This window comes from Bradyrhizobium sp. MI1.3, assembly GCF_055811695.1.
The window spans coordinates 31995-58040 of sequence record NZ_JBVVPQ010000003.1; the positions used below are offsets into that span (position 1 = coordinate 31995).

The window sequence follows — 26046 nt, forward strand, 5'->3', positions numbered from 1 at the left end:
GTTCTCGGGGCCCCCCCCCCCCCGGGGGGGGCGCCCCCCCCCCCAAAAAACCCCCCCAACCCCCCCCCCCCCCCCCCCCCCCCCCCCCCCCGCCCCCCCCCCCCCCCCCCCCGCCACCCTCTCCCGCAAGGGGAGAGGGAAGAGTCTTACTTCGGCAACAGCGCTTTCAGCTTGTCCATGTCGCGCACGTTCATCTTGAAGCCGCCGGGCATCACGATGTCGCCGGGCTTCTGGTCCGGCTTGCAGGCCCCCAGCCATTTCGCTTCGAGCTGCAGGGTCGTGTCGCGGCCTGCTGCGCCGGCGGCGCCGCCTTGCGCGTGCGACGACGTCTTCACTGTATAGGCCGAATTGAAATCGCCGGTGATCTCGGCATGCGAGGTCGTGCTGATGCCGGCGACATTGCATTCGGAATCGCTGACATAGCCGGTCGCGGTCTTCTTGATGTCCTGCTTGGCGCAAATCTGCTTGGCCATCGGGGAGACGTTGTTGTTCATCTCCTTGTCGACGGTCTCGTCGGTGCAGTGCTGCATGGTCATCTCGGGCACCGGCGTGCCGGTCCTGACCATCTTCAATTCCCACAGGCCCGCCTTGCGCACCGGCAGGTCGTCAGCGCGGGCGCTGCCTGCCGACACGACGAGGCAAAGGGCGGAGCCGAGCAAAGCGAGTTTGCGCGTCATGTGGGAAGCTCCCGGCTGAGAGGTAGCGGCGCTGCGAAAGCGCCTCAGTAGAGCGTGCGGATCGGCTGGTCGGCCGCGCCATAAGGCACCCAGCGGCAGGAGAACGAGATGTAGCCGCCCTCATAGGCCTGCATCGCCAGGAATTTGGCGACCTTGCCGTAGCGCGCGCAGTGATCGACCGCGACCTGCCGCGCATCGACCTGGGTTGCCATCGAATAGGCGATGATACCGCCGGTGTCGTTGCCCTTGAACGGAGGCACCGGAAGGAGATCGGCGCGCGCCGACTGGCTCGCCATCATACCCAAGGCAAGTAGGCCCGCGGCCGCAATGATTCGCATTCCCGTCACTCCGATTGGTTGGTGGCAGTTTACGGTGCCGGCGCGGCGGTGGAAAGAACCGAAGACCCCTCTGGTGCAGCATTGCGGTCAACTCGTCGGCAAGTGTTGCCGCGCTGCACTTGACCTCCCCCGGCCTTCGCGGCACCGTCCGACCCTCGCAGATCATGCTGTCTGGATTGCCCATGCGCGCCTCGACCTTCCTGAAATCGCTCCGCTTTGCCGCCGTGCTCGGCCTCCTGTTCGGGGCGCTGTCGCTCGGTGAGGCCAGGGCCGCCAATCCGCTGGAGCTGAATTTCTGGCTGAGCGGGCCGCGCTATGACGGCAACGTCTCCGAATGCGACAGGGCGCTGCCGACGATCGCCAGCCAGTTCTGGGAGAAAGAAAGCTCGTTCTGGAATTCCTCGTTGAAGATCACCGGCTTCTCCGCCGTTCACGAGACCGCGTTCCGGCCCTGGGCGTCCGACAACATCCCGCGCCGCTATTGCACCGGCGAGGCTATGCTCACGGATGGCAAGCTGCGCAAGGTGCATTTCTCGATTGTCGAGGATGGCGGCTTCGCCGGCTACGGCCAGGGCGTCGAATGGTGTGTGGTCGGGCTCGACCGCAACTGGGCCTACAACCCGGCCTGCCGCGCCGCCAAACAATAATTGCAAAAGTTCTGATCCGGACCGATCAGGCGGCCGAACGACGGTCGTCCGAATTTTGTTCTTGAAATGTTCTTACCGCCTGCTAGGCTCTTCTGCACAGTCTAGTTGAGGGGCGTCGCCATGTTTCATTCCAGATTGCATTTTTTCTCCCGCCTGATGATCTCGCTGACGCTTGCAGCCGGGCTGGCTGCGCTGGCCGGCGGTGCCAAGGCCCAGGACAAGCGGCAGAACACGCCCGGCGAATTCGATTTTTATGTGCTGTCGCTGTCGTGGTCGCCCTCCTTCTGCGAGGAGGCGGCGGAGCGCGGCGGCCGCTCGCAGACCCAGTGCAGCGGACGGCCCTACGCTTTCGTGGTGCATGGTCTGTGGCCGCAATATGAGAACGGTTTTCCGGAATATTGCCAGCGGCCCTCGCCGCGGCTGAACCGCAGCATCGTCTCCTCCATGCTCGATCTGATGCCGGCGCCGGGTCTGATCTTCAACGAATGGGACAAGCACGGCACCTGCTCGGGGCTCGCCGACCGCAGCTATTTCGAGACGATCCGGAAGGCGCGCGCCGCGATCAAGATTCCGGCTGAATATCTCGATCTGTCGCAGGCCAAGACCGTGGCGCCGGCGGAGGTGGAGGAAGCCTTCATCAAGGCCAATCCGGGCCTCAGCAATGCCGCCGTCTCGATCACCTGCAACCGGACGCGGCTATCGGAAGTCCGCATCTGCCTCAGCAAGGACCTGCAATTCCGCGCCTGCGAGGAGATCGACCGCCGCGCCTGCCGCCGCGACCAGGTGGCGATGCCGCCGATCCGGGGTGGGTAGCCCAGGCATCGTGCCTCTTTGCTCAAGCCGCCACGTGGCGTAGTGCTCTTGCATGAATTACCGCCACGCCTTCCATGCCGGCAACTTCGCCGATGTCATCAAGCACATCGTGCTGGCGCGCATCATCACCTATCTCCAGGACAAACCGGGCGCGTTCCGCGTCATCGACACCCATGCCGGCGCCGGCCTCTACGATCTCGAAAGCGACGAGGCGCGCCGCGGCGGCGAGTGGCTGACGGGCATTGCGCGGCTGATGCACGCGCGGCTGTCGAACGACGCCATGGCACTGACCAAGCCCTATCTCGACATCGTCCGCGCCTTCAATCCGAAAGGCGAGCTCAAGGCCTATCCGGGCTCGCCGCTGATCGCGCGCGCCCTGATGCGGCCGCAGGATCGCCTCGTCGCCTGCGAACTCGAGCCGAAGGCGCGGAAAGCGCTGATCGGCGTGCTGCGCCATGACGAGCAGGCCCGCGTGGTCGACCTCGACGGCTGGATGGCGTTGCCGGCTTTCGTGCCGCCAAAGGAACGGCGCGGGATCGTCCTGATCGACCCGCCGTTCGAGGCAAAGGACGAGTTCGAAAAGCTCGGCGAGGCCTTCTCGACGGCTTTCGCGAAATGGCCGACCGGTATCTATGTAATCTGGTATCCCGCCAAGAGCCGGCGCGCCACCGACGCGCTGGTGCAATCAGTGGCGCGGCTCGCAGCCGCAGCAAAACCGCCGGGAAAATGCCTGCGCCTCGAATTCAGCGTGGCGCCGCAGGCCGACGGTGCAACTCTCACCTCCACCGGGCTCTTGATCGTCAATCCCCCTTACACGCTGCAGGGCGAGCTCAAGACGATCCTGCCCGAGCTGGAAATGCCGCTCGGCCAGGGTGGCGCTGCCAGATTCCGATTAGAGGTGCCGAGACCGTAACACTCCGGCATCTTGGGAAAAATATGCAGGAGCGGTGGTCAATCTGCGGAGAACCGTATTATGCTGTTTCCGTGACTGGCTTTACGTTCCGCTTCCGCGAATGGTTGCGGCGGAGTGAAGGCCTAAGAAAGATCCAGTCGGACCAAATGGTCTGCCCAAGGATGGCCAGCTCCCGGGCTTCGTAAGGCCCGGTCATATCGTGACGTGCGTCTGCGTCACGACGGAGGAGCAATGAGGGGGAGTTTCCCGATGGCCATGACGGGAACGGTCAAGTTTTTCAACGGTGAGCGCGGCTACGGATTCATCAAGCCGGACGACGGGGGCCGCGACGTCTTCGTACATATTACTGCTGTGGAGCGGGCCGGACTGAAGGACCTTGCCGAAGGACAGCGTATTACTTTCGAAGTCGAACCGGACAAGAAGGGCAAGGGGCCGAAGGCGGTCGATTTGGTCATCCTTCCCTAGCGAGCCTGGCGTAAAAAAAATCCCGGCCGCAAGCGGCCGGGAGGTTGGTCCGGTATTTTCTTCTTAGCTATCAGAAGTGATAGTTCACGCCTGCGCGCACAACGCTGGCGCTATAGCCGTTTGACACGCCTGTAATCGCGAACTGACTCGTCGACAGATCGATATAGAGATATTCGAGCTTGGCGCTCCAGTTCGGCGCGAATCCGACTTCCGCGCCGGCACCGATGGTCCAGCCAGCGCTGGTGTGCGACTCGGTCCAGCCGAACGTCTGCGCGCGCAGCTCGCCGAAGGCGAGGCCCGCCGTGCCGTAGAACAGCACGTTGCTGAAGGCATAGCCGGCGCGGCCGCGCAGGGTACCGAACCACGGATTGGAGAACTTCCACGGCGCGAAGGTGTCGTCGGCACCGGCGGCCTGGATGTCGCCCTCGACGCCGAACACCCAAGGGCCGGTCTGGAAATTGTAGCCGGCCTGAACGCCGCCGACGAAGCCTGACGGCTTTGCGGGATTGTTGTTCACCGAACCCCATTCATAGCCGAGATTGGCACCGAGATACGGGCCGGCCCAGCTATAGGCATTGAGCGGCTGATTGACCGTATAGGGCGCACGCTGCCCGTAATTGAGATCGGCGGCCTCTGCCGAAGCCGTCCAGCCGACTGCAGCCAACGCGGCTGCGCCCACAACGAGCGCCTTCATCACACACTCCAACGCAACTGCCGTCACCGGTGCGATGCCTGCGCCGCCGCGCGAGGCAAAACCGCATGGTTACGGAACCACCACTTTTTCGCGTAAGATTTATCGAGAGTTTTAAGTTAAAGGCCTGTTAAGTCGGGTTACCGGGCTGTTAACAGGCTTAAGCAAGCGTTACCGGGAACTGCGCCGCCATCCTGTGCGTGCCGCACGGCCGGAACTTCAAATCGGCACCCGCAGCGCCTAAATTCGCACCATGGTTCACGATTCCACCGACAATCCGGACGACGCACGCACGCGCAAACCCGTGCGCGGCAACGCACCCGATGTCCCGGCCCAGGAAACCGAAGCGGCGCCGCCCGACCTCGATCCCGCCACAGCAAACGGCGACGACGAGGACGACGCACGGCTGCCGGACATCCTGGAAGAGAGCGGCACCGTCGGCGAAGAGCCGCTGGCGACCGGCCACGAGGCGATCGAACGCGCGGTCCGCCTCGCTCCCACCTCGCCCGGCGTCTACCGCATGCTCAATGCGAATGCCGACGTGCTCTATGTCGGCAAGGCCAAGAACGTCAAAAAGCGCCTGTCGAACTATGCGCGCCAGAGTGCGCCGCAGCCGGCCCGCATCCTGCGCATGATCGCCGCTACAGTTACCGTGGAAATCATCTCGACCCACACCGAGACTGAAGCACTGCTGCTGGAGGCCAACCTCATCAAGCAGCTTCGGCCGCGCTTCAACGTGCAGCTGCGCGACGACAAGTCGTTTCCCTACATCCTGATCACGGGCGACCATTGGGCGCCTCAGATCCTGAAGCATCGCGGCGCGCAGACGCGGCCCGGTCGCTATTTCGGCCCGTTCGCCTCTGCCGGCGCCGTCAACCGCACCATCACCGCGCTTCAGCGCGCGTTCCTGATCCGCTCCTGCACGGATTCCTTCTTTGAGAGCCGCTCGCGGCCCTGCCTGCTCTATCAGATCCGCCGTTGCGCCGGCCCCTGCACCCGCGAGATCGACTTCCCCGGCTACACGACCCTGGTGCGCGAGGCGAGCGACTTCCTGTCCGGCAAGAGCCATGCGGTGAAACAGGAGCTTGCCGCCGAGATGGAGAAGGCCTCCGGCGAGCTCGAATTCGAGAGCGCCGCGCTCTACCGCGACCGCCTCGCTGCGTTGTCCGCGATCCAGTCGCAGCAGGGCATCAATCCGCGCACGGTGGAAGAAGCCGACGTCTTCGCCATCCACCAGGAGGGCGGCTTCTCATGCGTCGAGGTGTTCTTCTTCCGCACCGGGCAGAACTGGGGCAACCGCGCCTATTTCCCGCGCGCGGAGAAGACGTATACGCCGGAAGAGGTGCTCGGCTCCTTCCTCGCCCAGTTCTACGACGACAAGCCGCCGCCGAGGAATATCCTGCTCTCGCACGAGATCGAGGAGAGCGAGCTGCTCGGCAACGCGCTGTCGATCAAGGCCGGCCGCAAGGTCGAGGTGTCCACGCCGAAGCGCGGCGAGAAGAAGGAGCTCGTCACCCACGCGCTCACCAACGCGCGCGAGGCCCTGGGCCGCAAGCTCGCGGACACCGCGACGCAGAGCCGTCTGCTCGACGCCATGGCCACGACCCTGAACCTGACGCATGCGCCGAAGCGGATCGAAGTCTACGACAACAGCCACATCCAGGGCACCAACGCGGTCGGCGCCATGATCGTCGCCGGCCCAGACGGTTTTGTGAAAAACCAGTACCGCAAGTTCAACATCAAGTCGGAAGGGATCACGCCGGGCGACGACTTCGCCATGATGCGCGAAGTGCTGGAGCGCCGCTTCAAGCGCCTGATCAACCCGCCCGAAGAGGGCGCGGCCAAAACCAAGGACGACGACTTCCCGCAATGGCCCGATCTCGTGATCATCGACGGAGGCCGCGGCCAGCTCAACGCCGTCCGGGAAATCTTTGCAAATCTCGGCCTGACCCAAGTGGCGCTGATGTCGGTGGCCAAGGGGCCGGACCGGGACGCCGGCCGCGAGACCCTGTTCATGCCGGAGCGCGAGGCGATCAAGCTGGAGCCGCGCGACCCCGTGCTCTATTTCATCCAGCGGCTGCGGGACGAGGCGCACCGCTTCGTCATCGGTTCGCACCGCAAGCTGCGCAAGAAGGACATCCGCGAGGCCGGCTTGCAGGAGATTCCGGGCATCGGTCCGTCACGCAAACGTGCCTTGCTGCACCATTTCGGAACCCTGAAGGAGATCGAACGGGCTTCGATCACCGATCTCGGCAAGGTTCCGGGGGTGAGCGCCGAGAGCGCTCGCAGGATTTTCGAGTATTTCCATCCCCAGCCGGGGTGAAATAAAGGGGGGCCGCGGTCATATGGTCGTCGCATCCCGCACCCCATTTGGGGAGCGGAACGGTTGACCTTCAGGCTGCAGCGGTATTGGTAGGACGGATGAACATCGCCACGACACGAGGGACCACCAGCCGCGCGATGTCCCTCCCGAACATCCTGACCTACGGCCGGATCGCCGCGATCCCGGTCGTGGTCGGGTGCATCTACGCACAGTCGATCATGGACGGTCCGCTGTGGCTGCGCTGGGTTGCGGTCGCCATTTTCATCGCGGCTGCGGTCACCGATTACCTCGACGGCTATTACGCGCGAATCTGGAATCAGCAATCGGCGTTCGGCCGCATGCTCGATCCGATCGCCGACAAACTTCTGGTCGCCTCGTGCCTGCTGATGCTGGCCGCCGACGGCATCATTCACGGCTGGTCGCTGTGGGCCGCCATCGTGATCCTGTGCCGCGAGATCCTGGTCTCGGGCCTGCGCGAATATCTTGCCGCGCTGCGCGTCAGCGTGCCCGTGACCAAGCTTGCGAAGTGGAAGACGACGGTTCAGCTCATCGCCATCGGCTTCCTGCTGGCTGGTCCGGCCGGCGATGAGGTGGTGCCCATGGTCTCGATGATCGGGCTGGCGCTGCTCTGGGCCTCGGCGATCCTCACCATGTACACGGGCTATGACTATTTCGGCGCTGGCATCCATCACCTCATCAAGGAGGATGAGGGATGAAGGTGAAGTACTTCGCCTGGGTGCGCGAGCGCGTCGGCAAGGCCGAGGAGACCATCGAGCCGCCCGCAACCGTGCGCACCGTGGAAGAGCTGATCGCCTGGCTGTCCGGCCAAAGCGAAGCCTACGCCTACGCCTTCGAGAAGCCGAAGGTGATCCGCGCCGCGATCGACCATGCCCACGTCAAGTCGGACGCCGCGATCGCGGGCGCTCGCGAGATCGCGTTCTTCCCGCCGATGACCGGCGGCTAGGCCATGCCCGTCGCCACCTGCCCCGTCACCATCCGTATCCAGCAAGACGATTTCGACATCGCGCGCGAGATCGCGGTCCTGACCGGGAACCGCACCGACATCGGTGCGGTCGTGAGCTTTTCCGGCATCTGCCGCGGCGACGAGGACAGCGCGAAGATCGCCGCACTCTCGCTCGAGCATTATCCTGGCATGGCCGAGGAAGAGATCAGGCGCCATGCCGACGAGGCCACCTCGCGCTGGCCTCTCAACGGCGTCACGGTGATCCATCGCGTCGGCCGGTTCATGCCCGGCCAGAACATCGTGCTGGTGCTGACCGCCTCTCAGCACCGCCAGGCCGCGTTCCAGGCAGCCGAGTTCCTGATGGATTATCTCAAGACCAACGCGCCGTTCTGGAAGAAGGAAGAGAGCGCCACCGGCACCGGCTGGGTCGAGGCCCAAGCCCGCGACGACGAAGCAACCGCACGCTGGACCCGATCCTGATGGCAACAACGACCAAAAAGAGCGTGCGCGGCCGCGCCGCGCCAAAGCTCGCGAAAGTGGGCCGCGGCGAGCTTCTCACGCTGATCGATTTTGTCCGCTATGCGGTCAGCCGCTTCAATGAGGCCAAGCTTGCCTTTGCCCACGGCACGCCCGATCCGGTCGCGGAAGCGGCCTTCCTGGTCTGTGAAGCCCTGCATCTGCATCCCGAGCAGTTCGAGATTTTTGCCAACGCGGGCGTCACGGCCGCCGAGGGCAGGATCATCATCGATCTCGTTCATCAGCGCGTCACCACGCGCAAACCGGCCGCCTATCTCGTCAACAAGATCTACATGCGCGGCCTGCCGTTCTATGTCGACGAGCGCGTCATCGTTCCCCGCTCCTTCATCGGCGAGCTCTTGGAGTCGCATTTCGGCGGCGACGGCGAAGCCGGCTCGCTGATCGACGATCCCAGCGCCGTCGAGCGCGTGCTCGATCTCTGCACGGGATCGGGATGCCTCGCGATCCTCGCCGCGCATCATTTTCCGAACGCCACGATCGACGCCGTCGATATCTCCAAGGGCGCGATCGACGTCGCCAGACGGAATGTCGGCGAATACGGGCTCGATGACCGGATCAGCCTGCATCGCGGCGACCTGTTCGCCCCGCTCGGTGACGCCAAATACGACCTGATCATCACCAACCCGCCTTATGTCGATGCCGAAGGCATGGCGGCGCTGCCGCTGGAGTGCCGGGCCGAGCCGAAGCTCGCCTTTGACGGCGGCGCCGACGGTCTCGACGTGGTGCGCCGGATCCTGCGCGACGCGCCCGACCACCTGACGCCGGATGGCGGGCTGATCTGCGAGATCGGACGCGGCCGCGAACTCGTCGACGAAGCCTTTCCCGAACTGCCGCTGCTCTGGCTCGACACCGAGGACTCCGAGGGCGAAGTGTTCTGGATCGCGGCAGCCGATCTCGGCTGATCCATCACGGCGGGCAGACCTCGTCGGAACAAGTCAAATACCGCCACGTTCATCCCCCGACGAATTTTCTCGCACTCGGAGGATAACCGCATGCTTGCGCCATCGGGCGAATTGCTGCGCGCCGGCGTCGCGCTCAAGCTCAACCATCTTAAGCGCGCCGCCCAGTCCTATGCCCGCGACCGGAGCAACCAGGCCACAGGGCGCATGACGTCATACGCGGCTGCGGCCGGACTGCTCGCGGTTGCGGGCTTGTTCGTCGTCGCAGCCTTCTTCGTCGGCCTGATCGCCCTGTACCGCTGGATTGCAATCCATTACGGGCAATTCTGGGGGTTCGGCGCCGTCGGCGCCGTGCTCCTGGTCCTGGCTGCCGCCTGCGCCGGCGTGGCCACGGCTCAGATGAAGCGCAAGACCAAGCCGATCGTGCCGCTTGCCAGCCGCCTGCGCGTGGCTATCGCCACCCCGCGCATCCCGCGCGGAACGGTGAAGGAGGCGGTGAAGGAGGTCGCGACCACAATTCCCCTGGCGCCGCTCGCGCCGGGCGAACGCGGACATGAAGGAGGACATGGCGGCAGCACGTGGCCGGCTCGGTCCAACCGGCCCGTGCAACTCGGGCTGATGCTCGCGGCCGTTGGGCTGGTCGGGCTCACGGCAGCGCGCCGGCGGCGTCACGGCCACCGAGCGGATACCTAAAAATGCGTATGCGGCGCGCCGAGCAATTCGACCGCTGGCTGTTAGTGGCAGCCACGACCGTGTTCGTGCTCACCGCGGAACGGTATATCCAGGATTCTGGCCTGGTCAGGGCGGGACCTCCGCAAGACCACCGCAACGGCGAGGCGAATTCGCCGGAAACGAGCCCGACGGGCGCAGCCTCGCAGCCCGGCCGCGGCCGCCGCGCGAAAAGCCCGTTCGCAATCCCGTGGGCAGGCTGGAAGGACATCCTCTGGCGCACCTATCAGCGCATCGACGAGGATCGCCTGCTCGCGACCGCCGGCGGCGTCGTCTTTTTCGGGCTGCTCGCGATCTTTCCCGCCATCACAGCTCTGGTTTCATTCTATGGCCTGTTCGCCGATCCCTCGACAATCAGTTCCAACCTGCAATCGCTCGCGATGATGCTGCCCGAGGGTGCGTTCCAGATCGTCGAGGACCAGGTGGCGCGCGTCGTGTCGCACGGCGGTGCGACGCTTGGTGTCACCTTCCTGTTTGGCCTCCTGCTCGCGATCTGGAGCGCCAATGCCGGCGTCAAAGCCATCTTCGATGCCCTCAACGTCGCCTATGAGGAGCGTGAAAAGCGCAGCTTCATCCGGCTGAACACGGTCTCGCTGGCCTTCACGGTCGGTGGCATCGTTGCCCTGCTGCTGATGGTGGGCGCCGTCGTCGCCTTCCCGCTCGCGCTCAACCACCTCGGCATGGCGCCCGAAAGCAAGCTGATCGTGGCGCTGGCGCGATGGCCGGTGCTGTTCGTCATTCTCCTTGCGGCGCTCGCCGTCCTCTACCGCTTCGCGCCCAGCCGCGATGCCCCGCGCTGGCAATGGCTGAGCCCCGGCGCGGTGACGGCCGCGATCCTCTGGATCGCCGGCTCGGCGCTGCTGTCCTGGTACCTTTCGGAGTTCGCCAATTACAATGCGACCTACGGTTCGCTCGGCGCTGCGATCGGCTTGATGATGTGGATGTGGATGTCGGCGATCGTCATCATGTTCGGGGCCGAGCTGAATTCGGAGATCGAACGGCAGACCCTGCGCGACACGACCACCGGGGCACCCAAGCCGCTTGGCACCCGCGAGGCCGTCTCGGCCGACACGGTCGGCGCTGCGGCGCCATCCTGACTCCGCGATTGGGTCGCTATCCCCTCGAATCAACAATGATGTTAAGCTCATGCCGCTTGGGGGAGCATGCGGCGTGACGGGTTCGAGACGCCACCCGTGTTTTCCCGGTCAGGCAGTCAGCTCTTGAGGCGTAACGCGCGGCATGATTCGTATTTCGACGATCTTCATCGCCATCTGCATGGTTCTGGTCGCGGCCTCGCTCGGGCTCGTGCTCTACGCGGTCGCCGGCATCAGCGGAACCGAATCCGCGATCGTGGCGCTAACGGCGCTGACCTTCCTGATCCTCTACAATGCAGTGTCGATGCGGTTGCGCGACCGCAGCGACGTCGGCGGCCAGATCGCCGACCTTTCGCGCGGCACCGCCGATCTCGCCCGCCAGGTCGCCGAGTTCGGCCGCCGGCTTGCCACGATCGAAGCACGCATCGCCTCCTCCAATTCGGCCAACTCAGACCGCATTCAGGCGGTGGTCGGCGAGATCAACGAGCTCGGCGGATTGGTCAGGCAGCTCGCCACCACCGTCTCGGCTCATGAGGATCTGATGGCCGGCAACGCGCCGCTCCCGGCCCCAGCTCCGGTCGCAAGGCAGGAGCAGGACGCGTCGCTCGACCTGATGGCCCCGTTCGAAGAGGAGCGGTCGGCTGCCCCTCCCCCGGCACCCGCGCCGACGCCACGGCCGGCGGCACCGGCGATCCAGACCCAGAGCGCCAATCCGGTTCAGACCGCCAACGGCCGCAACCAGACCCAATTGCTGGCGACGCTCCGCAACGCGATCGACGAGAACCGCATCGACATCTTCCTCCAGCCGATGGTGACGCTGCCGCAGCGCAAGGTCCGCTTCTACGAGGCCGTGACGCGCCTGCGCGACGAGCGTGACCAGCTGGTCGCGGCCGAGGAGTTCATCAGCATTGCGGAGGCCTCCGGCCTGATCGGGCGCATCGACAACATGGTGATGCTGCGCTGCGTGCAGGTGCTGCGACGCCTGATGGTACGCAACAAGGAGGTCGGCGTGTTCTGCAACGTCGCGGCTTCCACGCTCGGCAATTCCACGACCTTCGCGCAATACCTCGATTTCCTCGAGGCCAACCGGGCGCTGGCGCCCTCGCTGGTGCTGGAATTCAAGCAATCGACCTTCCGCAATCTCGGCCTGGCCGAGACCGAGAATCTCGCCGCGCTCGCCCAGCGTGGCTTCCGTTTCTCGATCGACCATGTCACCGATTTGCGGATCGAACCGCGCGAGCTCGCCGATCGCGGCGTGCGCTTCATCAAGGTGCCGGCCTCGCTCCTGCTCGACCCCAGGCAGGCTTCGACCTCGGACATCCACCCGTCCGACCTCTCCGACCTGCTCGGCCGCTTCGGCATCGATCTGATCGCCGAGCGGATCGAGGGCGAGCGCGCCGTGATCGACCTGCTCGATTATGACGTGCGGTTCGGCCAGGGGTTCCTGTTCGCGCCGCCCCGGCCATTGCGGCCGGAGGGGTCATCTGCTACCGCCGCGCCGAACCAGGCACAGGACACTCAGGGATCCAATGGCTCCGGCATACCCAGCTCGGGCGCGACATCGGCTGCGTCTGCGCCACAGCGCGTCACCGGCAACGCCGCACTCGCGCGCCGCATCTGATCGGCCGCACGCATCATGACCACGCTGCATTTCGCTGAAAGCCTGCGTGAACTCGTGGCGGGCGTGGACGTCGTGCTCAGCGACATCTGGGGCGTGGTCCATAACGGCCTCGAATCCTTCCCCGAAGCCTGCGACGCGCTGCACACCTATCGCAGCCGCGGCGGTACGGTCATCCTGATCACCAACGCGCCGCGCCCGGCCGACTCCGTGCAGCGTCAGTTGCGCAAGCTCGGCGTCGCCGACGAGACCTACGACGCGATCGTGTCTTCAGGCGATCTGACGCGGCTCTATGTCGCCGACCATCCCGGCCGCAAGATGTTCTGGCTCGGCCCCGAGCGCGACAACTCGATCTACCGCGGCCTCGATGCGGTGACCGCGCCGCTGGAGGAGGCGGATTACATCGTCTGCACCGGCCTCTATGACGACGAGACCGAGACGGCGGAAGACTATCGCGGCATGATGCTGAAGGCGCGCGAGCGCAAGCTGACGCTGGTTTGTGCCAACCCCGACATCGTGGTGGAACGCGGCGACCGCCTGATCTATTGCGCCGGCGCGATCGCGGAGCTCTATCGCGAGCTCGGCGGCGAGGTGATCTTCTACGGCAAGCCGCACCGGCCGATCTACGAGCGCGCGATGGCGCTCGCCGGCGAACGCCAGGGCCACCAGATCGACCGCAAAAAGGTGCTCGCGATCGGCGATTCCGTCCGGACCGACCTCACCGGCGCGCGCGAGTTCGGCATCGATTGCCTATTCGTGACCCGCGGCATCCATGCCGAGGAGTTCGAGGGTCTCGACCAGCTCGACCCGGCTTCGGTGCTGGAATTGTTCGGCCATCCGCCAAAGGCGCTGATGCGCGAACTGAAGTGGTAGCGAGTTGATCGTCATTCCGGCTTGATATCGGGCATCGATTCCAGAACGACGAACCAGACGCAGAAAGCCCGGGACAACCGCCCGGGCCTTCCGAATTCAACCGATGGCTTCGAGCGCGCCTTACGCGCTCGCCATGTCCGGGAAGACCGCCTCGATCTTGGTCTTCAGCGTCGCCGCGTTGAACGGCTTGACGATGTAGTTGTTCACGCCGGCCTTCTTGGCCGCGATCACGTTCTCGGTCTTTGATTCGGCCGTGATCATGATGAAGGGCGTGGTGGCGAGGTTCGGATCCGCGCGCACTTCGCGCAGCAGGTCGTAACCCGTCATCGGCTCCATGTTCCAGTCGGAAATCACGAGACCGTACTTCTTGCCACGCATCTTGTTCAGCGCTGCCGAACCGTCGCTTGCATCATCGATATTCTCGAAGCCAAGCTGCTTCAGGAGGTTCCTGATGATACGGATCATGGTGCTGTAGTCGTCAACCACCAGAACCGACATCGACAAATCAACCGCCATCTCGACTCCCCCAACGCAAACCCAGGAAATATTACGATCGGACCTGCCGGGCCGGAGCCCCGCGGTTCCACGCTCCAAGGACTAGCACCAAGGCGTTAAACAGCGCGTTAACTGGGAACGCCCCCGGTGGACTGAAATCACCTTCGATGCGGCCGCCCCCCTCCCGCTTGACTTCATCCGGCCCGTCGCGCCACGGTCCCGGCCGGTCCCGCCGGTTCGAGAATTCCCCTGATGGCTCCGCATTTTACCGTTATCCGCGACACCACGCCGGACTCCGCCATTGCAAGGGGGGCCGTGGTCGCCATGGGCAATTTCGACGGCGTTCATCTCGGCCATCGCGCCGTGATCGCCGCAGCCCTGGAAATGGGCAGGATCCATGGCCGCCCTGCGCTGGCATTGACCTTCGAGCCGCATCCGCGGCGGTTTTTCAGCCCCAACACCCCGCAATTCCGCCTGACGGACGAGCGTGCCAAGCTGCGGCTTCTGGCCGGCACCGGACTTGACGGCGCCGTGGTCATGACCTTCGACAAGTCCCGCGCCGGGACCAGCGCGCAAGACTTCATTCACCATGACCTGATCGGGCGCCTGGGCATCGGCGGAATCGCAGTCGGCTACGACTTCCACTTCGGCAAGGGTCGCGTCGGCTCGCCGAGCCTCCTGGTCAACGAGGCGCCCCGGCTCGGCATCGAGGTCGACGTGCAGCCGCATGTCGACATCGACGAGCGGCCGGTCTCGTCCAGCGCGGGCCGGATCGCGCTCGCAGAAGGCCAGATCGACGAGGCCACGGCCATGCTCGGCGCGCCCTGGTTCATCACCGGCGAGGTCATCCACGGCGAGAAGCGCGGCCGCGACCTCGGTTATCCCACCGCCAATATCCGCCTCGATGCCAATTGCGGCCTCAAGCACGGCATCTATGCGGTGCGGGTCGGCCGCGGCGCGGAGCGGCTGGACGGGGTGGCAAGCTTCGGCCGCCGCCCGACCTTCGATAACGGCGCGCCGCTGCTGGAAATCTTCCTGTTCGACTTCAAGGGCGATCTTTACGGACAGACGCTCGACTGCGCCTTTATCGGCTTCATCCGCGAGGAGCTGAAATTCGACGGCCTGGATGCCCTGATCCGCCAGATGGACGACGATTCCGCCCGCGCCCGCGCCATGCTCGCCGCCGCCCCGGACGCGTTTCCGCGGCTTGGCATCATCGATTGAGGCCGGAAACCGGCCCCCGAACCTTTTGCGCTTCCCTTAGCCCCCTGCTATGGAGAGCCCATGTTTGCGCGGCGCATCATAGGGATTAGCGGCCCGGCTTCCGCCTGAGCCTTCGGCTCGGCGCAAGACCGGGATGTTGTCGTTTCACCCGCGATTCCGCATCGCCATCCGTTCCCGCGCCCTTCCGAGCCAGTCAGCCTCATGTCCGACAAGCCACAAAAGTCCCAAAAATCCGAAGCCAAAGACTATTCGAAAACCCTGTTCCTGCCGCAGACCGAATTCCCGATGCGCGCCGGCCTGCCGCAGCGCGAGCCGGAGCTGCTGAAATACTGGAACGACATCGGCCTCTACGACAGACTGCGCCAGCAAGCCCAGGGCCGCGCCAAATTCGTGCTGCATGACGGCCCGCCCTACGCCAACGGCAACATCCATATCGGGCACGCGCTGAACAAGATCCTCAAGGACGTCGTGACCAAGAGCCAGCAGATGCTCGGCTTCGACTCCAACTATGTGCCTGGCTGGGACTGCCACGGCCTGCCGATCGAATGGAAGATCGAGGAAGAGAACTACCGCTCCAAGGGCAAGCAGAAGCCCGACTTCCGCGACTCCGCCGCGATGGTGGCGTTCCGCAAGGAATGCCGCGCCTATGCGACGCACTGGATCAACGTGCAGCGCGAGGAATTCAAGCGCCTCGGCATCATCGGCGACTGGGATCATCCCTATCAGACGATGAGCTATCCCGCCGAAGCGCAGATCGCCCGCGAGCTGATGAAGTTCGCCGCCAACGGTACGCTGTATCGCGGCTCCAAGCCGGTGATGTGGAGCGTGGTCGAGAAGACCGCGCTCGCCGAGGCCGAGGTCGAGTACGAGGACTACACCTCCGACATGGTGTGGGTGAAGTTCCCCGTCACGTCCCCGGCACATGGTGCGCTCGCCAATGCTTCGGTCGTGATCTGGACCACCACGCCCTGGACACTGCCCGGCAACCGCGCGATCTCGTTCTCACCGAAGATCGCCTACGGCCTCTACAAGGTGACGGATGCAGCCGCGGACAATTGGGCGAAGACCGGCGATCTCCTGATCCTGGCCGATGCGCTTGCCGCAGAGGTGTTCAAGCAGGCGCGCGTCACGGCCTATGAGAAGCTGCGCGACATTCCCGGCGATACGCTGGACGCCGTGGAGTGCGCTCATCCCTTGCGCGGCCTCGATGGCGGTTACGCGTTTATCGTGCCGCTGCTCGCCGGCGAGCATGTCACCGACGATACCGGCACCGGCTTCGTGCACACCGCGCCGAGCCACGGCCGCGAGGACTTCGACGTCTGGATGGCCAATACCCGCGAGCTCGATGAACGCGGCATCTCGACCGCGATCCCCTACACTGTCGACGAGAACGGCGCCTATACCGCGCAGGCCCCCGGCTTCACCGGCAAGCGCGTGCTCAACGACAAGGGCGAGAAGGGCGATGCCAATGAGGCCGTGATCAAGGCGTTGATCGAGGCCGGCAAGCTGCTCGCGCGCGGCCGCCTCAAGCACCAATATCCGCATTCCTGGCGCTCGAAGAAGCCGGTCATTTTCCGCAACACGCCGCAATGGTTCATCGCGATGGACAAGGACATCAGCGAAGATGGCCATGCCAAGAAGGGCGATACACTGCGGGCCCGCGCGCTGCATGCGATCTCGGTCACGCAATGGGTGCCGCCGTCGGGTGAGAACCGCATCAACGGCATGATCGCCAACCGTCCGGACTGGGTGATCTCGCGCCAGCGCGCCTGGGGCGTTCCGATCGCCGTGTTCGTGCGCGAGAAGAGCGACGGCTCGGCCGAAATCCTGCAGGACGAGATCGTCAATCAGCGCATCACCGAGGCCTTCATGGAGGAAGGCGCCGACGCCTGGTACATGGAAGGCGCCCGCGAGCGCTTCCTTGGATCGCGCGCGAGCGAAGACTGGAAGAAGATCGACGACATCTGCGACGTCTGGTTCGATTCCGGCTCGACGCATGCATTCGTGCTCGAGGATCGCCAGAACTTCCCGCAGCTCGGCAACATCGTCCGCAAGGTCGATGGCGGCGACGACACCGTGATGTATCTGGAAGGCAGCGACCAGCATCGGGGCTGGTTTCATTCCTCGCTGCTGGAGAGCGCCGGCACGCGCGGCCGCGCGCCCTATGACATCGTGCTCACCCACGGCTTCACGCTCGACGAGAACGGCCGCAAGATGTCGAAGTCGATCGGCAACACCGTCGAGCCACAGAAGGTGATCAAGGATTCGGGCGCGGATATCCTGCGCCTGTGGGTCTGCGCCACTGACTATGCCGACGACCAGCGCATCGGCCCGGAGATCCTGAAGAACACCATCGAGACCTATCGCAAGCTGCGCAACACCGTGCGCTGGATGCTGGGAACGCTGGATCACTACAAGCCCGCCGACGCAGTCGCACCCGCCGACATGCCTGAGCTCGAACGGCTGATGCTGCACGAGCTCGCGGTCCGTGCTGCCGTCGTCCGCAAGGCCTATCAGGAGTTCGACTACAAGACGGTGGTCGCAACCTTGTCCGCATTCCTGAACAGTGAGCTCTCCGCGTTCTATTTCGACATCCGCAAGGACACGCTGTATTGCGATCCGCCCTCCTCGCCGACGCGCAAGGCGGCGCTGACCACGATCGATCTGTTGTGCAGCTCGATCCTGAAATGGCTGGCGCCGATCCTCAGCTTCACCGCGGAGGAAGCCTGGCGCATGTACAGGCCCGGCGCCGAGCCCTCGGTGCACCTGACGCAGTTTCCCGACGACCTCGAAAGCCTGCGCGACGACAAGCTCGCCGCGAAGTGGGAAGCGATCCGCAACGTCCGCCGCGTCGTCACCGGTGCGCTGGAGCTCGAACGCGCCGCCAAGAACATCGGCTCGTCGCTGGAGGCCTCGCCGGTGATCTATGTCGCCGACCGCGACATGCTTGCGACGCTGTTCGACACCGACCTCGCCGAGATCTGCATCACCTCGAACTACGAGGTGCGCGAGGACGAGGCGCCGGCTTCCGCATTCCGTCTCGATGCCGTTCCCGGCATCGCTGTCGTGGTGGAGAAGGCGGTCGGCACCAAATGCGCCCGTTCCTGGAAGATTTCGCCGACGGTGGGTGAAGACCCCGAATACCCCGACGTCACCCCGCGCGACGCCAAGGCGCTGCGCGAATGGAAGGCGCTGGGGGTGAGTGTCTAACTTCGTGTCGTCCCGGCGGAGGCCGGGACCCATAACCACGACCGCCGATTGCAGCGAAGGCTGATGACCACGAGTCCCTCAAACAACTTCCGCCTCGGAGTATGGGTCCCGGCCTTCGCCGGGACGACGGCGGTGTTTGTAGTGGAGATAGAGATCTCGCCTGCATGACCCCGCTCCGCGCCGGCATCCTCGCGGCCCTGCTCACGCTGGTGGCCGATCAGGCTTCAAAGCTCTGGCTGCTGAATGTGTTCGACCTTGCCCGTCGCGGCGCGGTCGAGGTGACCCCGTTCTTCGACCTGGTGCTGGCCTGGAACATCGGCATCAGCTTCGGCTGGCTCCAGAACGACGGCCAGGCTGCGCAAATGGCGCTGATGGCCGTGAAGGTCCTCGCCGTGGTTGCGCTGGCGATCTGGATGGCCCGCTCGCACACCCTGCTGGCAACCATCGCGCTCGGCCTGATCATCGGCGGCGCCATCGGCAATGGGATCGATCGCCTCGCCTATGGCGCGGTGGTCGATTTCGCCCTGTTTCACGTCGAGATCGGCGGAAAGACCTATAATTGGTACGTGTTCAACCTCGCGGACGTGGCCATCGTTGCTGGCGTGGCGGCGCTATTGTATGATTCCTTCCTGGGGGTACCCGCCGCAAAAGCGCCCTGATCCCGGCCGATACGGACCGGCAGGCGGACCCTTGTTTTTGCGAGGGATTATGCCGCGCGAGAGCGGCAAACTGCCACAATTTGGAACAGGTACAGTGATGCGCAGCTCGAAGACCAGCAGTTCGATGGTTGGAGATCCCGGGCAAGGGTTCTGGCGGGCATTGAAATTGTCCGCTGTCGCACTCGGCATCGGTCTCGTCATGTCGGCTGGCGCCGCCCGCGCCGGTGACGACGGCGAGGACGATGACGATATGACCTTCGAAGAGAAGCTCATCGACAATCTGATGTCGGGCATCGGCGCCAAGAGCATGGAGAAGAAGGGTATTGAGTACCGTGAGCGGTCGCCGCTGGTGGTACCGCCCAAGCTCGACCTGCCGCCGCCCGCCGGCACCGAAGCCAAGAACGCGCCGAACTGGCCGAAGGACCCGGACGAAAAGCGCCGCAAGGAGGCCATCGCCCAGCGGAAAAAGGCCGTCAAGGCCACAGAGAACTGGCAGGCAGGCCGGACGTTGTCGCCCGCCGAGATGGAGGTCGGCAGGACAGCCGCACCCGAGCGCACGAGCAACGACCCCATCCAGCCGGGCACCAACGGCAACCCGTCGCTCAGCCCCGCCCAACTCGGTTTCACCGGCGGTCTGTGGGGCATGATGTCGAACAACAAGGGCGAGGCGAAGCAATTCACGACCGAGCCGCCGCGCCAGTCGCTGGTCGAGCCACCGCCGGGCTACCAGACGCCGTCGCCGAGCTACGCCTATGGCGCCGGAGAGGACAAGACGAGGCGGACCTATTTCGACATCATGTCCGGGAAGGACAAGGAACAATAACGCTCCTGTCACTTTGCGATATCCCGACAGACGCGGTCCCGCGCCGACGGCTCGTGCGCGCCGGACGCGGTCTTTAATTGCTTATCAGTAACTTGCGCCCGAGTTGAGTTCTCTGCTTCGTGACGCGAAGCGTTTGCCGCACGGTGTACCATGCCGTGCCTCCGAGCCGGACATCCGGGCTCGGCCTTTCATAAGGATCATGATGTCCTCTTACCGATCGGCTGCCCGCCTCCTTGCCGCGCTGCTTTCGACGAGTGTCCTCACGGCCGGCGCATCTCTTGCGCAGACCACGGTGACATCGGCTCCGCCCGCCAGCTTCACGCTTGGAAACGGCATGCAGGTCGTGGTGATTCCCGACCACCGCACGCCCGTCGTCACGGAAATGATCTGGTACAAGGTCGGCTCGGCGGACGAGACGCCGGGCAAGTCCGGGCTCGCGCACTTCCTCGAGCACCTGATGTTCAAGGGCACATCGAAGCATCCGGTCGGCGAATTCTCCCAGACCGTGCTCCGCGTCGGGGGCAACGAGAACGCCTCGACCTCGGTCGACTACACCAACTATTACCAGCGCGTGCCGAAAGAGCAGCTGCCGACCATGATGGAGTTCGAGGCCGACCGCATGACCGGCCTGATCCTCAAGGACGAGAACGTGCTGCCCGAGCGCGACGTGGTGCTCGAAGAATACAACATGCGCGTCGCCAACAATCCGGACGCGCGGCTGAACGAGCAGATCATGGCCGCGCTCTATCTCAACCATCCCTACGGCCGGCCGGTGATCGGCTGGCACCAGGAGATCGAGAAGCTCGATCGCGAGGATGCGCTCGCCTTCTACCGCCGCTTCTATGCGCCGAACAACGCGATCCTGGTGATCGCGGGCGACGTCGAGGCCGCCGACATCCGCCCGCTGGTGGAGCGCAATTTCGGCTCCATCCCGGCCCAACCCGCGATCCCGGCCCGCCGTGTCCGCCCGCAGGAGCCGGAGCCCGCGGCGCCGCGCACCGTGACCCTTGCGGATCCGCGCGTCGAGCAACCCGGCTTGCGGCGCTATTACCTGGTGCCCTCGGCGACCACGGCTGCGGCCGGCGAAAGCGCGGCCCTCGACGTGCTGGCGCAGCTAATGGGCAGCGGCAACAATTCCTATCTCTACCGTGCGCTCGTGGTCGACAAGCCGCTCGCGGTCTCCGCCAGCGCCAGTTATTCGAGCATCTCGCTCGACCCGACCCAGTTCGCGATCTCGGCTTCGCCCAAATCCGGCGTCAGCTTCGCCGAGATCGAGCAGGTGGTCGACGGCGTCATTGCCGACATCGCGCAGAATCCGATCCGTGCCGAGGATCTCGAGCGGGTCAAGACCCAGCTCATCGCCGAGGCGATCTACGCCCAGGACAACCAGGCGGTGCTGGCACGCTGGTATGGCGGCGCACTGACCACGGGCCTGTCGATCGAGGACATCCGGAGCTGGCCAGATCGCATCCGCGCGGTCACCGCCGAGCAGGTCCGCACCGTCGCGCAGAAATGGCTCGAGAAGAAGCGCTCAGTGACAGGCTATCTGATCAAGGACACCGCGACCACCAAACGCGAGGAGAAGCGTTCGTGACCTATCCCTTCCTTCGACGCGTTGCGTTCTCCTTTGCCACCGGCGCGGCACTCGCGCTCGCTACCGTCTCGCCGTCGCAGGCGGCTGCAAAGATCCAGCACTTGACGTCGCCGGGCGGCATCGAGGCCTGGTTCGTGCAGGATGCGACCGTACCGCTGATCGCCATGGAATATTCCTTTGCCGGCGGCTCGGCCCAGGATCCCAAGGACAAGTCGGGCGTCGCCAATCTGGTCGGCGATCTCCTCGACGAAGGCTCCGGCGATCTCGATTCCAAGACCTTCCATGAGCGGCTCGATCGCCGCGCCATCGAGCTCTCCTTCTCCGCCACCCGCGACACGTTCCGCGGCAGCCTGCGCATGCTGCGCGACAACAAGGACGAGGCCTTCGACCTGCTGCGGAGCGCGCTGACCTCGCCGCATTTCGAAACCGCCGATGTCGAACGCATTCGCTCGCAGGTAATCTCGGGCCTGCGCCGCGAGACCACCAACCCGACCTCGCTGGCGAGCCGCAAATTCCTGGAAGTCGCCTTCGGCGAACATCCCTACGGCCGGCAGTCCAACGGCAACCTCGACAGCGTTCCGACCATCACGATCGCCGACATGAAGGACTATGTCGGCCGCGTGCTCGCCAAGGACACGCTGAAGATCGCGGTGGTTGGCGACGTTGATCCCGATACGCTCGGCAAGCTGCTCGACCACACGTTTGGCAGCCTGCCCGCCAAGGCCAATCTCGTGCCGGTCCCCGACGTCGAGGCCGCCAAGCCGCCGCAACGCGCCTTCGTGACGCTCGACGTTCCCCAGACCGTGATCACCTTCGGCGGCCCCGGGGTGAAGCGCAGCGATCCGAACTTCATGGCGGCCTATGTCGTCAACCACATCCTCGGCGGCGGCGGGTTGTCCTCGCGGCTTTATCGCGAGGTGCGCGAGAAGCGCGGGCTGGCCTATTCGGTGTTCGAATCGCTGCTCTGGATGGAGCATTCGGCGGTCTTCATCGGCAATACCGGCACCCGCGCCGACCGCGCAGGCGACACCATCGACGCCATCGACAAGGAAGTGCGTCGGATCGCCGAGGAAGGCCCGACGCAGAAGGAGCTCGATGAGGCCAAGTCCTACCTCAAGGGCTCGCAGATGCTGGCGCTCGATACCTCCTCGAAGCTCGCGCAGGCGCTGCTGCAATATCAGCAGGACAAGCTGCCGATCGACTACATCGAGAAGCGCAACGCCGTCGTCGATGCGGTCACCATGGATGACGCCAAGGCGGCCGCAAAGCGCCTCTGGGGCCAGGGCCTCCTGACCGTCGTCGTCGGCCGCGCTCCGCAGGCGGCGGCGCAACCGGCAGCCGCACCGGTGACGAAGTCGAACTGACGTCTTTCGTACGCTTCTGAAATGGCCGGGCTCGCCCGGCCATTTGCATTCCGGGCGCCATTGCCGAACCTAGGCGTCCGGGATATGTCCGGGCATCACGAATGGTGCCACCATGCTGCGGATATCCCGCGATCTCGTCATCGACGAGGACGACATCGAGATCGGCTTTGTCCGCGCCTCCGGCCCCGGCGGGCAGAACGTCAACAAGGTCGCGACCTCGGCGCAATTGCGCTTCGACACCCGCAAACTGACGCTGCCGGAGGATGCCGCGTTGCGCCTGGCCCGGCTCGCAGGGCAGCGCATGACCAAGGACGGCGTCATCGTGATCCAGGCCCAACGCTTCCGCACCCAGGAGCGCAACCGCCAGGACGCCATCGACCGCCTTACGGAGATGCTCGGCGAAGCCATGATCCGGCCGAAGCCACGGCGCGCGACAAAGCCGACCTTTGGGTCCAAGCAGCGCCGGCTCGAGGGCAAGAAGCGCCGCAGCGACATCAAGTCGAAGCGCGGCGGGCATTTCGAGGATTGACCGATTGACGAAAAAACCTCCGGCCGCAATGCGACCGGAGGTTTGCCGTTTCGCTGGCTGCGTCAGTAGCGCTTGCCGGTCGCAGCACCGCCCGACACGGAATCGTCAGCCGTGCCCTTGTGCGTCGCGCTGCCGGTGGTGCCGACCGTGCCCTTCGTACCCTTGGTCGACTTCATGCCGACCTTCTCACCCGCGGCTCCCTGCTGTGCGCCGAGATCCTCTTCATCGCCGCTCGAGGCACCGCCCTGCATGGTCTTGCCCTGCGCGCTGCCACGCAACTTGGTGTCCGACGATACGCCTTGTGCGAGAACCGGTCCCACCAGCAGTGCGGAAAGAGCGCATGCGATTACAGAGGTCTTCACTACCTTCATCCATTTCTCCTGGATTTTGTTCGCGATGAGCGGTTGGTGTTTTCGCCGTTCGCCTGGACTGGACCATCCCATCGCGCAGAGAGCCGAACGGCGCAGTCGCCATGCAATCCGGATCGTGTGGTCATCGTTGAGGGATTTCGCGGCGGTTTCGCGGAATTGTGCTCCTCATATGCGGCGGTGCGGAACAAGTTGCGGACCGCGAACGCGACGCTCGGGCTCGCGGGGTCGTCAACGACGGCCCCCGCGACCGGCGCGATCGTCCAATGTCTTCAGTGCGATAGGCCCCCCTTTTCCCCAGGGCGCCACGCGCCTGTTGCTCACCACATGCTTTTGACGCAACACGGCCTAGAATAGCGTCCCGAATCTGAAATCGAACTCATGCCCGTCCGCCAATTGCCAGAACAGGTCGTCAACCGCATCGCCGCCGGCGAGGTGGTCGAGCGTCCCGCGAGCGTGGTCAAGGAACTGGTCGAGAACGCCATCGATGCCGGCGCCAGCCGCATCGACGTCTTTACCGATGGCGGCGGGCGCCGGCGTATCGGCATCACCGACGACGGCGGCGGCATGACCGCCAGGGACCTCGCACTGGCGGTCGAGCGTCACGCCACCTCCAAGCTCGACGACGAGGACCTGCTGCAGATCCGCACGCTTGGATTCCGCGGCGAGGCGCTGCCCTCGATCGGCTCCGTGGCGCGGCTCTCCATCACCACGCGGCATGCCAGCGAGCCGCATGCCTGGGCGCTCAATGTCGAGGGCGGCGAGAAGTCCGAGATCATGCCGGCCGCGCTCGCGCACGGCACGCGGGTCGAGGTCAATGACCTCTTCTACGCCACGCCGGCGCGGCTGAAGTTCTTGAAGACCGACCGGACCGAGGCGGAAGCGATCCGTGAGGTGGTGCGGCGCCTCGCGATGGCGCGGCCCGAAATCGCCTTCACGCTCGCGGGCGAAGAGCGCGCCCCGGTGACCTGGGCTGCCGCACTGCCCGGCGTCGCCGGTCGCCTCACGCGTCTCGGCGACATCCTGGGGGCAGAGTTCCGCAGCCATGCCATCGAGGTCCATGCCGAGCGCGAGGGCGTGGTGGTCGCCGGCTATGCCGCAGCGCCCGCGCTGACCAAAGCCAACGCGCTTGGGCAATATCTCTTCGTCAACGGCCGCCCGGTGCGCGACAAGCTGATCTTAGGGGCGGTACGCGGGGCCTATGCCGATTATCTGCCGCGCGATCGTCATCCGGTGCTGGCGCTGTTCGTCACGCTCGATCCGCGCGAGGTCGACGCCAACGTGCATCCGGCCAAGACCGAGGTGCGCTTCCGCAACGCCGGCCTCGTCCGCGCGCTGATCGTGCACGGATTGAAGGAAGGGCTTGCACGGGAGGGCCGGCGTACGGCCGCCAACAGCGGCGAGAGCGCGCTGTCGTCGTTCCGCCCCGCATTCACGCCGCGCCCGGCAAGCTGGGACTGGCGGGCGTCGCCATCCGCCCCGGTCGCGCCGATGCCGTCATTCGACGGTGCGGCTGCGCCCACCTTCGCCGAGCGCGCGCAGGCTGCGTTCGATGTCGGTGCGCCCAGTGCGGACGTGCGGATCGAAACGCAGCCCGCCGGCGATCTGGTCCACCGCCCGCTCGGCGCGGCGCGCACGCAAATCCACGAGACCTATATCGTCTCGCAGACCCGCGACGGCCTCATCATCGTCGACCAGCACGCCGCGCATGAACGCATCGTCTACGAGCGGCTGAAGGCTTCGCTGGCAGCCAACGGCGTGCAGCGGCAGATCCTGCTGATCCCCGAGATCGTCGAGATGGACGAGGCCACGGTGGAGCGCCTGCTGGAGCGCAGCGAGGAGCTGGGGTCGTTTGGTCTTGCGATCGAATCCTTCGGCCCCGGCGCGGTCGCGGTGCGCGAGACGCCGTCGCTGCTCGGTAAGACCAATGCGGGCGGGCTGTTGCGCGATCTTTCCGAGCATATGGCCGAGTGGGACGAGGCGCTGCCGCTGGAGCGCCGTCTGATGCACGTCGCCGCCACCATGGCCTGCCACGGCTCGGTGCGCGCCGGCCGAAGGCTCAGGCCGGAGGAGATGAACGCCCTGCTCCGCGAGATGGAGGACACCCCGAACTCCGGCCAGTGCAATCACGGCCGCCCGACCTATGTCGAGCTGAAGTTGAGCGACGTGGAGAAGCTGTTCGGACGGAGGTAATTCGAA

The 26046-nt window shown here is 65.1% G+C and carries 26 protein-coding genes; 21 read left to right on the forward strand and 5 right to left on the reverse strand.

The window, feature by feature from the left end:
- Positions 1–146: 146 nt before the first annotated feature.
- Entirely contained in the window at positions 147–677 is a 531-nt protein-coding gene (locus tag AC0L3A_RS02480; RefSeq protein WP_007596851.1) for a DUF3617 domain-containing protein, read from the reverse strand.
- Between the two features lie 44 nt (positions 678–721).
- Positions 722–1015, reverse strand: a complete 294-nt coding sequence (locus tag AC0L3A_RS02485; protein WP_007596852.1) for a hypothetical protein — start codon at positions 1013–1015, stop codon at positions 722–724.
- 182 nt (positions 1016–1197) lie between these two features.
- On the opposite strand from AC0L3A_RS02485, the gene AC0L3A_RS02490 reads away from it, so the two are divergent.
- The 4 genes from AC0L3A_RS02490 to AC0L3A_RS02505 all read left to right on the forward strand — a co-directional run bounded on the left by AC0L3A_RS02490 (position 1198) and on the right by AC0L3A_RS02505 (position 3853).
- Positions 1198–1662 (forward strand): hypothetical protein, encoded by a 465-nt coding sequence (locus tag AC0L3A_RS02490; RefSeq protein WP_007596853.1) that lies wholly within the window; start codon positions 1198–1200, stop codon positions 1660–1662.
- 120 nt (positions 1663–1782) lie between these two features.
- Positions 1783–2475: a ribonuclease T2 family protein gene (locus tag AC0L3A_RS02495; RefSeq protein WP_007596854.1), complete on the forward strand. Its 693-nt coding sequence runs from the start codon at positions 1783–1785 to the stop codon at positions 2473–2475.
- Between the two features lie 52 nt (positions 2476–2527).
- Positions 2528–3388: a 23S rRNA (adenine(2030)-N(6))-methyltransferase RlmJ gene (locus AC0L3A_RS02500; protein ID WP_007596855.1), complete on the forward strand. Its 861-nt coding sequence runs from the start codon at positions 2528–2530 to the stop codon at positions 3386–3388.
- A 249-nt stretch (positions 3389–3637) separates the two neighbouring features.
- Positions 3638–3853 (forward strand): cold-shock protein, encoded by a 216-nt coding sequence (locus tag AC0L3A_RS02505; RefSeq protein ID WP_007614865.1) that lies wholly within the window; start codon positions 3638–3640, stop codon positions 3851–3853.
- Positions 3854–3923: 70 nt separating this feature from the next.
- On the opposite strand, the gene AC0L3A_RS02510 is transcribed toward AC0L3A_RS02505, so the two are convergent.
- The gene (locus AC0L3A_RS02510) at positions 3924–4547 is read right to left on the reverse strand and encodes an outer membrane protein (protein ID WP_007596857.1); all 624 of its coding nucleotides are present in this window, start codon (positions 4545–4547) and stop codon (positions 3924–3926) included.
- Positions 4548–4797: 250 nt separating this feature from the next.
- On the opposite strand from AC0L3A_RS02510, the gene uvrC reads away from it, so the two are divergent.
- The 9 genes from uvrC (at position 4798) to AC0L3A_RS02555 (ending at position 13581) form a co-directional block, all read left to right on the forward strand.
- Positions 4798–6867 (forward strand): excinuclease ABC subunit UvrC, encoded by a 2070-nt coding sequence (gene uvrC, locus AC0L3A_RS02515; RefSeq protein WP_007596858.1) that lies wholly within the window; start codon positions 4798–4800, stop codon positions 6865–6867.
- Between the two features lie 98 nt (positions 6868–6965).
- Complete coding sequence (gene pgsA / locus AC0L3A_RS02520; RefSeq protein ID WP_007596859.1) at positions 6966–7583, forward strand: CDP-diacylglycerol--glycerol-3-phosphate 3-phosphatidyltransferase; 618 nt, start codon at positions 6966–6968, stop codon at positions 7581–7583.
- Complete coding sequence (gene moaD, locus AC0L3A_RS02525) at positions 7580–7831, forward strand: molybdopterin converting factor subunit 1 (protein WP_007596861.1); 252 nt, start codon at positions 7580–7582, stop codon at positions 7829–7831. Before pgsA ends, moaD begins: the two co-directional genes overlap by 4 nt.
- A 3-nt stretch (positions 7832–7834) precedes the next feature.
- Positions 7835–8311, forward strand: coding sequence for a molybdenum cofactor biosynthesis protein MoaE (locus tag AC0L3A_RS02530; protein WP_007596863.1), 477 nt, complete (start codon positions 7835–7837; stop codon positions 8309–8311).
- Positions 8311–9270, forward strand: coding sequence for a 50S ribosomal protein L3 N(5)-glutamine methyltransferase (gene prmB / locus AC0L3A_RS02535; protein ID WP_473253544.1), 960 nt, complete (start codon positions 8311–8313; stop codon positions 9268–9270). Before AC0L3A_RS02530 ends, prmB begins: the two co-directional genes overlap by 1 nt.
- A gap of 90 nt (positions 9271–9360) precedes the next feature.
- Positions 9361–9960, forward strand: coding sequence for a phage holin family protein (locus AC0L3A_RS02540; protein WP_354168555.1), 600 nt, complete (start codon positions 9361–9363; stop codon positions 9958–9960).
- 2 nt (positions 9961–9962) lie between these two features.
- Positions 9963–11093, forward strand: coding sequence for a YihY/virulence factor BrkB family protein (locus AC0L3A_RS02545; protein ID WP_473253545.1), 1131 nt, complete (start codon positions 9963–9965; stop codon positions 11091–11093).
- A gap of 142 nt (positions 11094–11235) precedes the next feature.
- Positions 11236–12711: an EAL domain-containing protein gene (locus AC0L3A_RS02550; protein WP_473253546.1), complete on the forward strand. Its 1476-nt coding sequence runs from the start codon at positions 11236–11238 to the stop codon at positions 12709–12711.
- 15 nt (positions 12712–12726) lie between these two features.
- Positions 12727–13581, forward strand: coding sequence for a TIGR01459 family HAD-type hydrolase (locus AC0L3A_RS02555; protein ID WP_007596875.1), 855 nt, complete (start codon positions 12727–12729; stop codon positions 13579–13581).
- Positions 13582–13701: 120 nt separating this feature from the next.
- On the opposite strand, the gene AC0L3A_RS02560 is transcribed toward AC0L3A_RS02555, so the two are convergent.
- Positions 13702–14097, reverse strand: a complete 396-nt coding sequence (locus tag AC0L3A_RS02560) for a response regulator (RefSeq protein ID WP_007596883.1) — start codon at positions 14095–14097, stop codon at positions 13702–13704.
- 231 nt (positions 14098–14328) lie between these two features.
- On the opposite strand from AC0L3A_RS02560, the gene AC0L3A_RS02565 reads away from it, so the two are divergent.
- The 7 genes from AC0L3A_RS02565 (at position 14329) to arfB (ending at position 23479) form a co-directional block, all read left to right on the forward strand.
- A complete protein-coding gene (locus tag AC0L3A_RS02565; RefSeq protein WP_473253547.1) occupies positions 14329–15300 on the forward strand; it encodes a bifunctional riboflavin kinase/FAD synthetase in 972 nt (323 codons plus the stop codon).
- A 201-nt stretch (positions 15301–15501) separates the two neighbouring features.
- Positions 15502–18510: an isoleucine--tRNA ligase gene (gene ileS / locus AC0L3A_RS02570; protein ID WP_473253548.1), complete on the forward strand. Its 3009-nt coding sequence runs from the start codon at positions 15502–15504 to the stop codon at positions 18508–18510.
- Between the two features lie 164 nt (positions 18511–18674).
- Positions 18675–19169, forward strand: a complete 495-nt coding sequence (lspA, locus tag AC0L3A_RS02575; protein ID WP_007596886.1) for a signal peptidase II — start codon at positions 18675–18677, stop codon at positions 19167–19169.
- Positions 19170–19266: 97 nt separating this feature from the next.
- A complete protein-coding gene (locus AC0L3A_RS02580; RefSeq protein ID WP_007596887.1) occupies positions 19267–19992 on the forward strand; it encodes a hypothetical protein in 726 nt (241 codons plus the stop codon).
- A 199-nt stretch (positions 19993–20191) separates the two neighbouring features.
- On the forward strand, positions 20192–21586 hold the full coding sequence (locus AC0L3A_RS02585) for a M16 family metallopeptidase (protein ID WP_198288256.1): 1395 nt from the start codon (positions 20192–20194) through the stop codon (positions 21584–21586).
- Positions 21583–22950, forward strand: coding sequence for a M16 family metallopeptidase (locus AC0L3A_RS02590; protein ID WP_007596890.1), 1368 nt, complete (start codon positions 21583–21585; stop codon positions 22948–22950). The genes AC0L3A_RS02585 and AC0L3A_RS02590 overlap by 4 nt, the downstream gene beginning before the upstream one ends.
- Positions 22951–23062: 112 nt before the next feature.
- Positions 23063–23479 carry an alternative ribosome rescue aminoacyl-tRNA hydrolase ArfB gene (gene arfB, locus AC0L3A_RS02595; RefSeq protein WP_007596892.1) on the forward strand — a complete coding sequence of 139 codons (417 nt, stop codon included), beginning with the start codon at positions 23063–23065 and terminating at the stop codon, positions 23477–23479.
- 62 nt (positions 23480–23541) lie between these two features.
- Here the strand turns inward: arfB and AC0L3A_RS02600 are convergent, their stop codons facing one another.
- Positions 23542–23850 carry a hypothetical protein gene (locus AC0L3A_RS02600; RefSeq protein WP_007596894.1) on the reverse strand — a complete coding sequence of 103 codons (309 nt, stop codon included), beginning with the start codon at positions 23848–23850 and terminating at the stop codon, positions 23542–23544.
- A gap of 378 nt (positions 23851–24228) precedes the next feature.
- Here AC0L3A_RS02600 and mutL point away from each other — a divergent pair, with 378 nt between their 5' ends.
- Positions 24229–26040, forward strand: coding sequence for a DNA mismatch repair endonuclease MutL (gene mutL, locus AC0L3A_RS02605; RefSeq protein WP_473253550.1), 1812 nt, complete (start codon positions 24229–24231; stop codon positions 26038–26040).
- Positions 26041–26046: the final 6 nt, after the last annotated feature.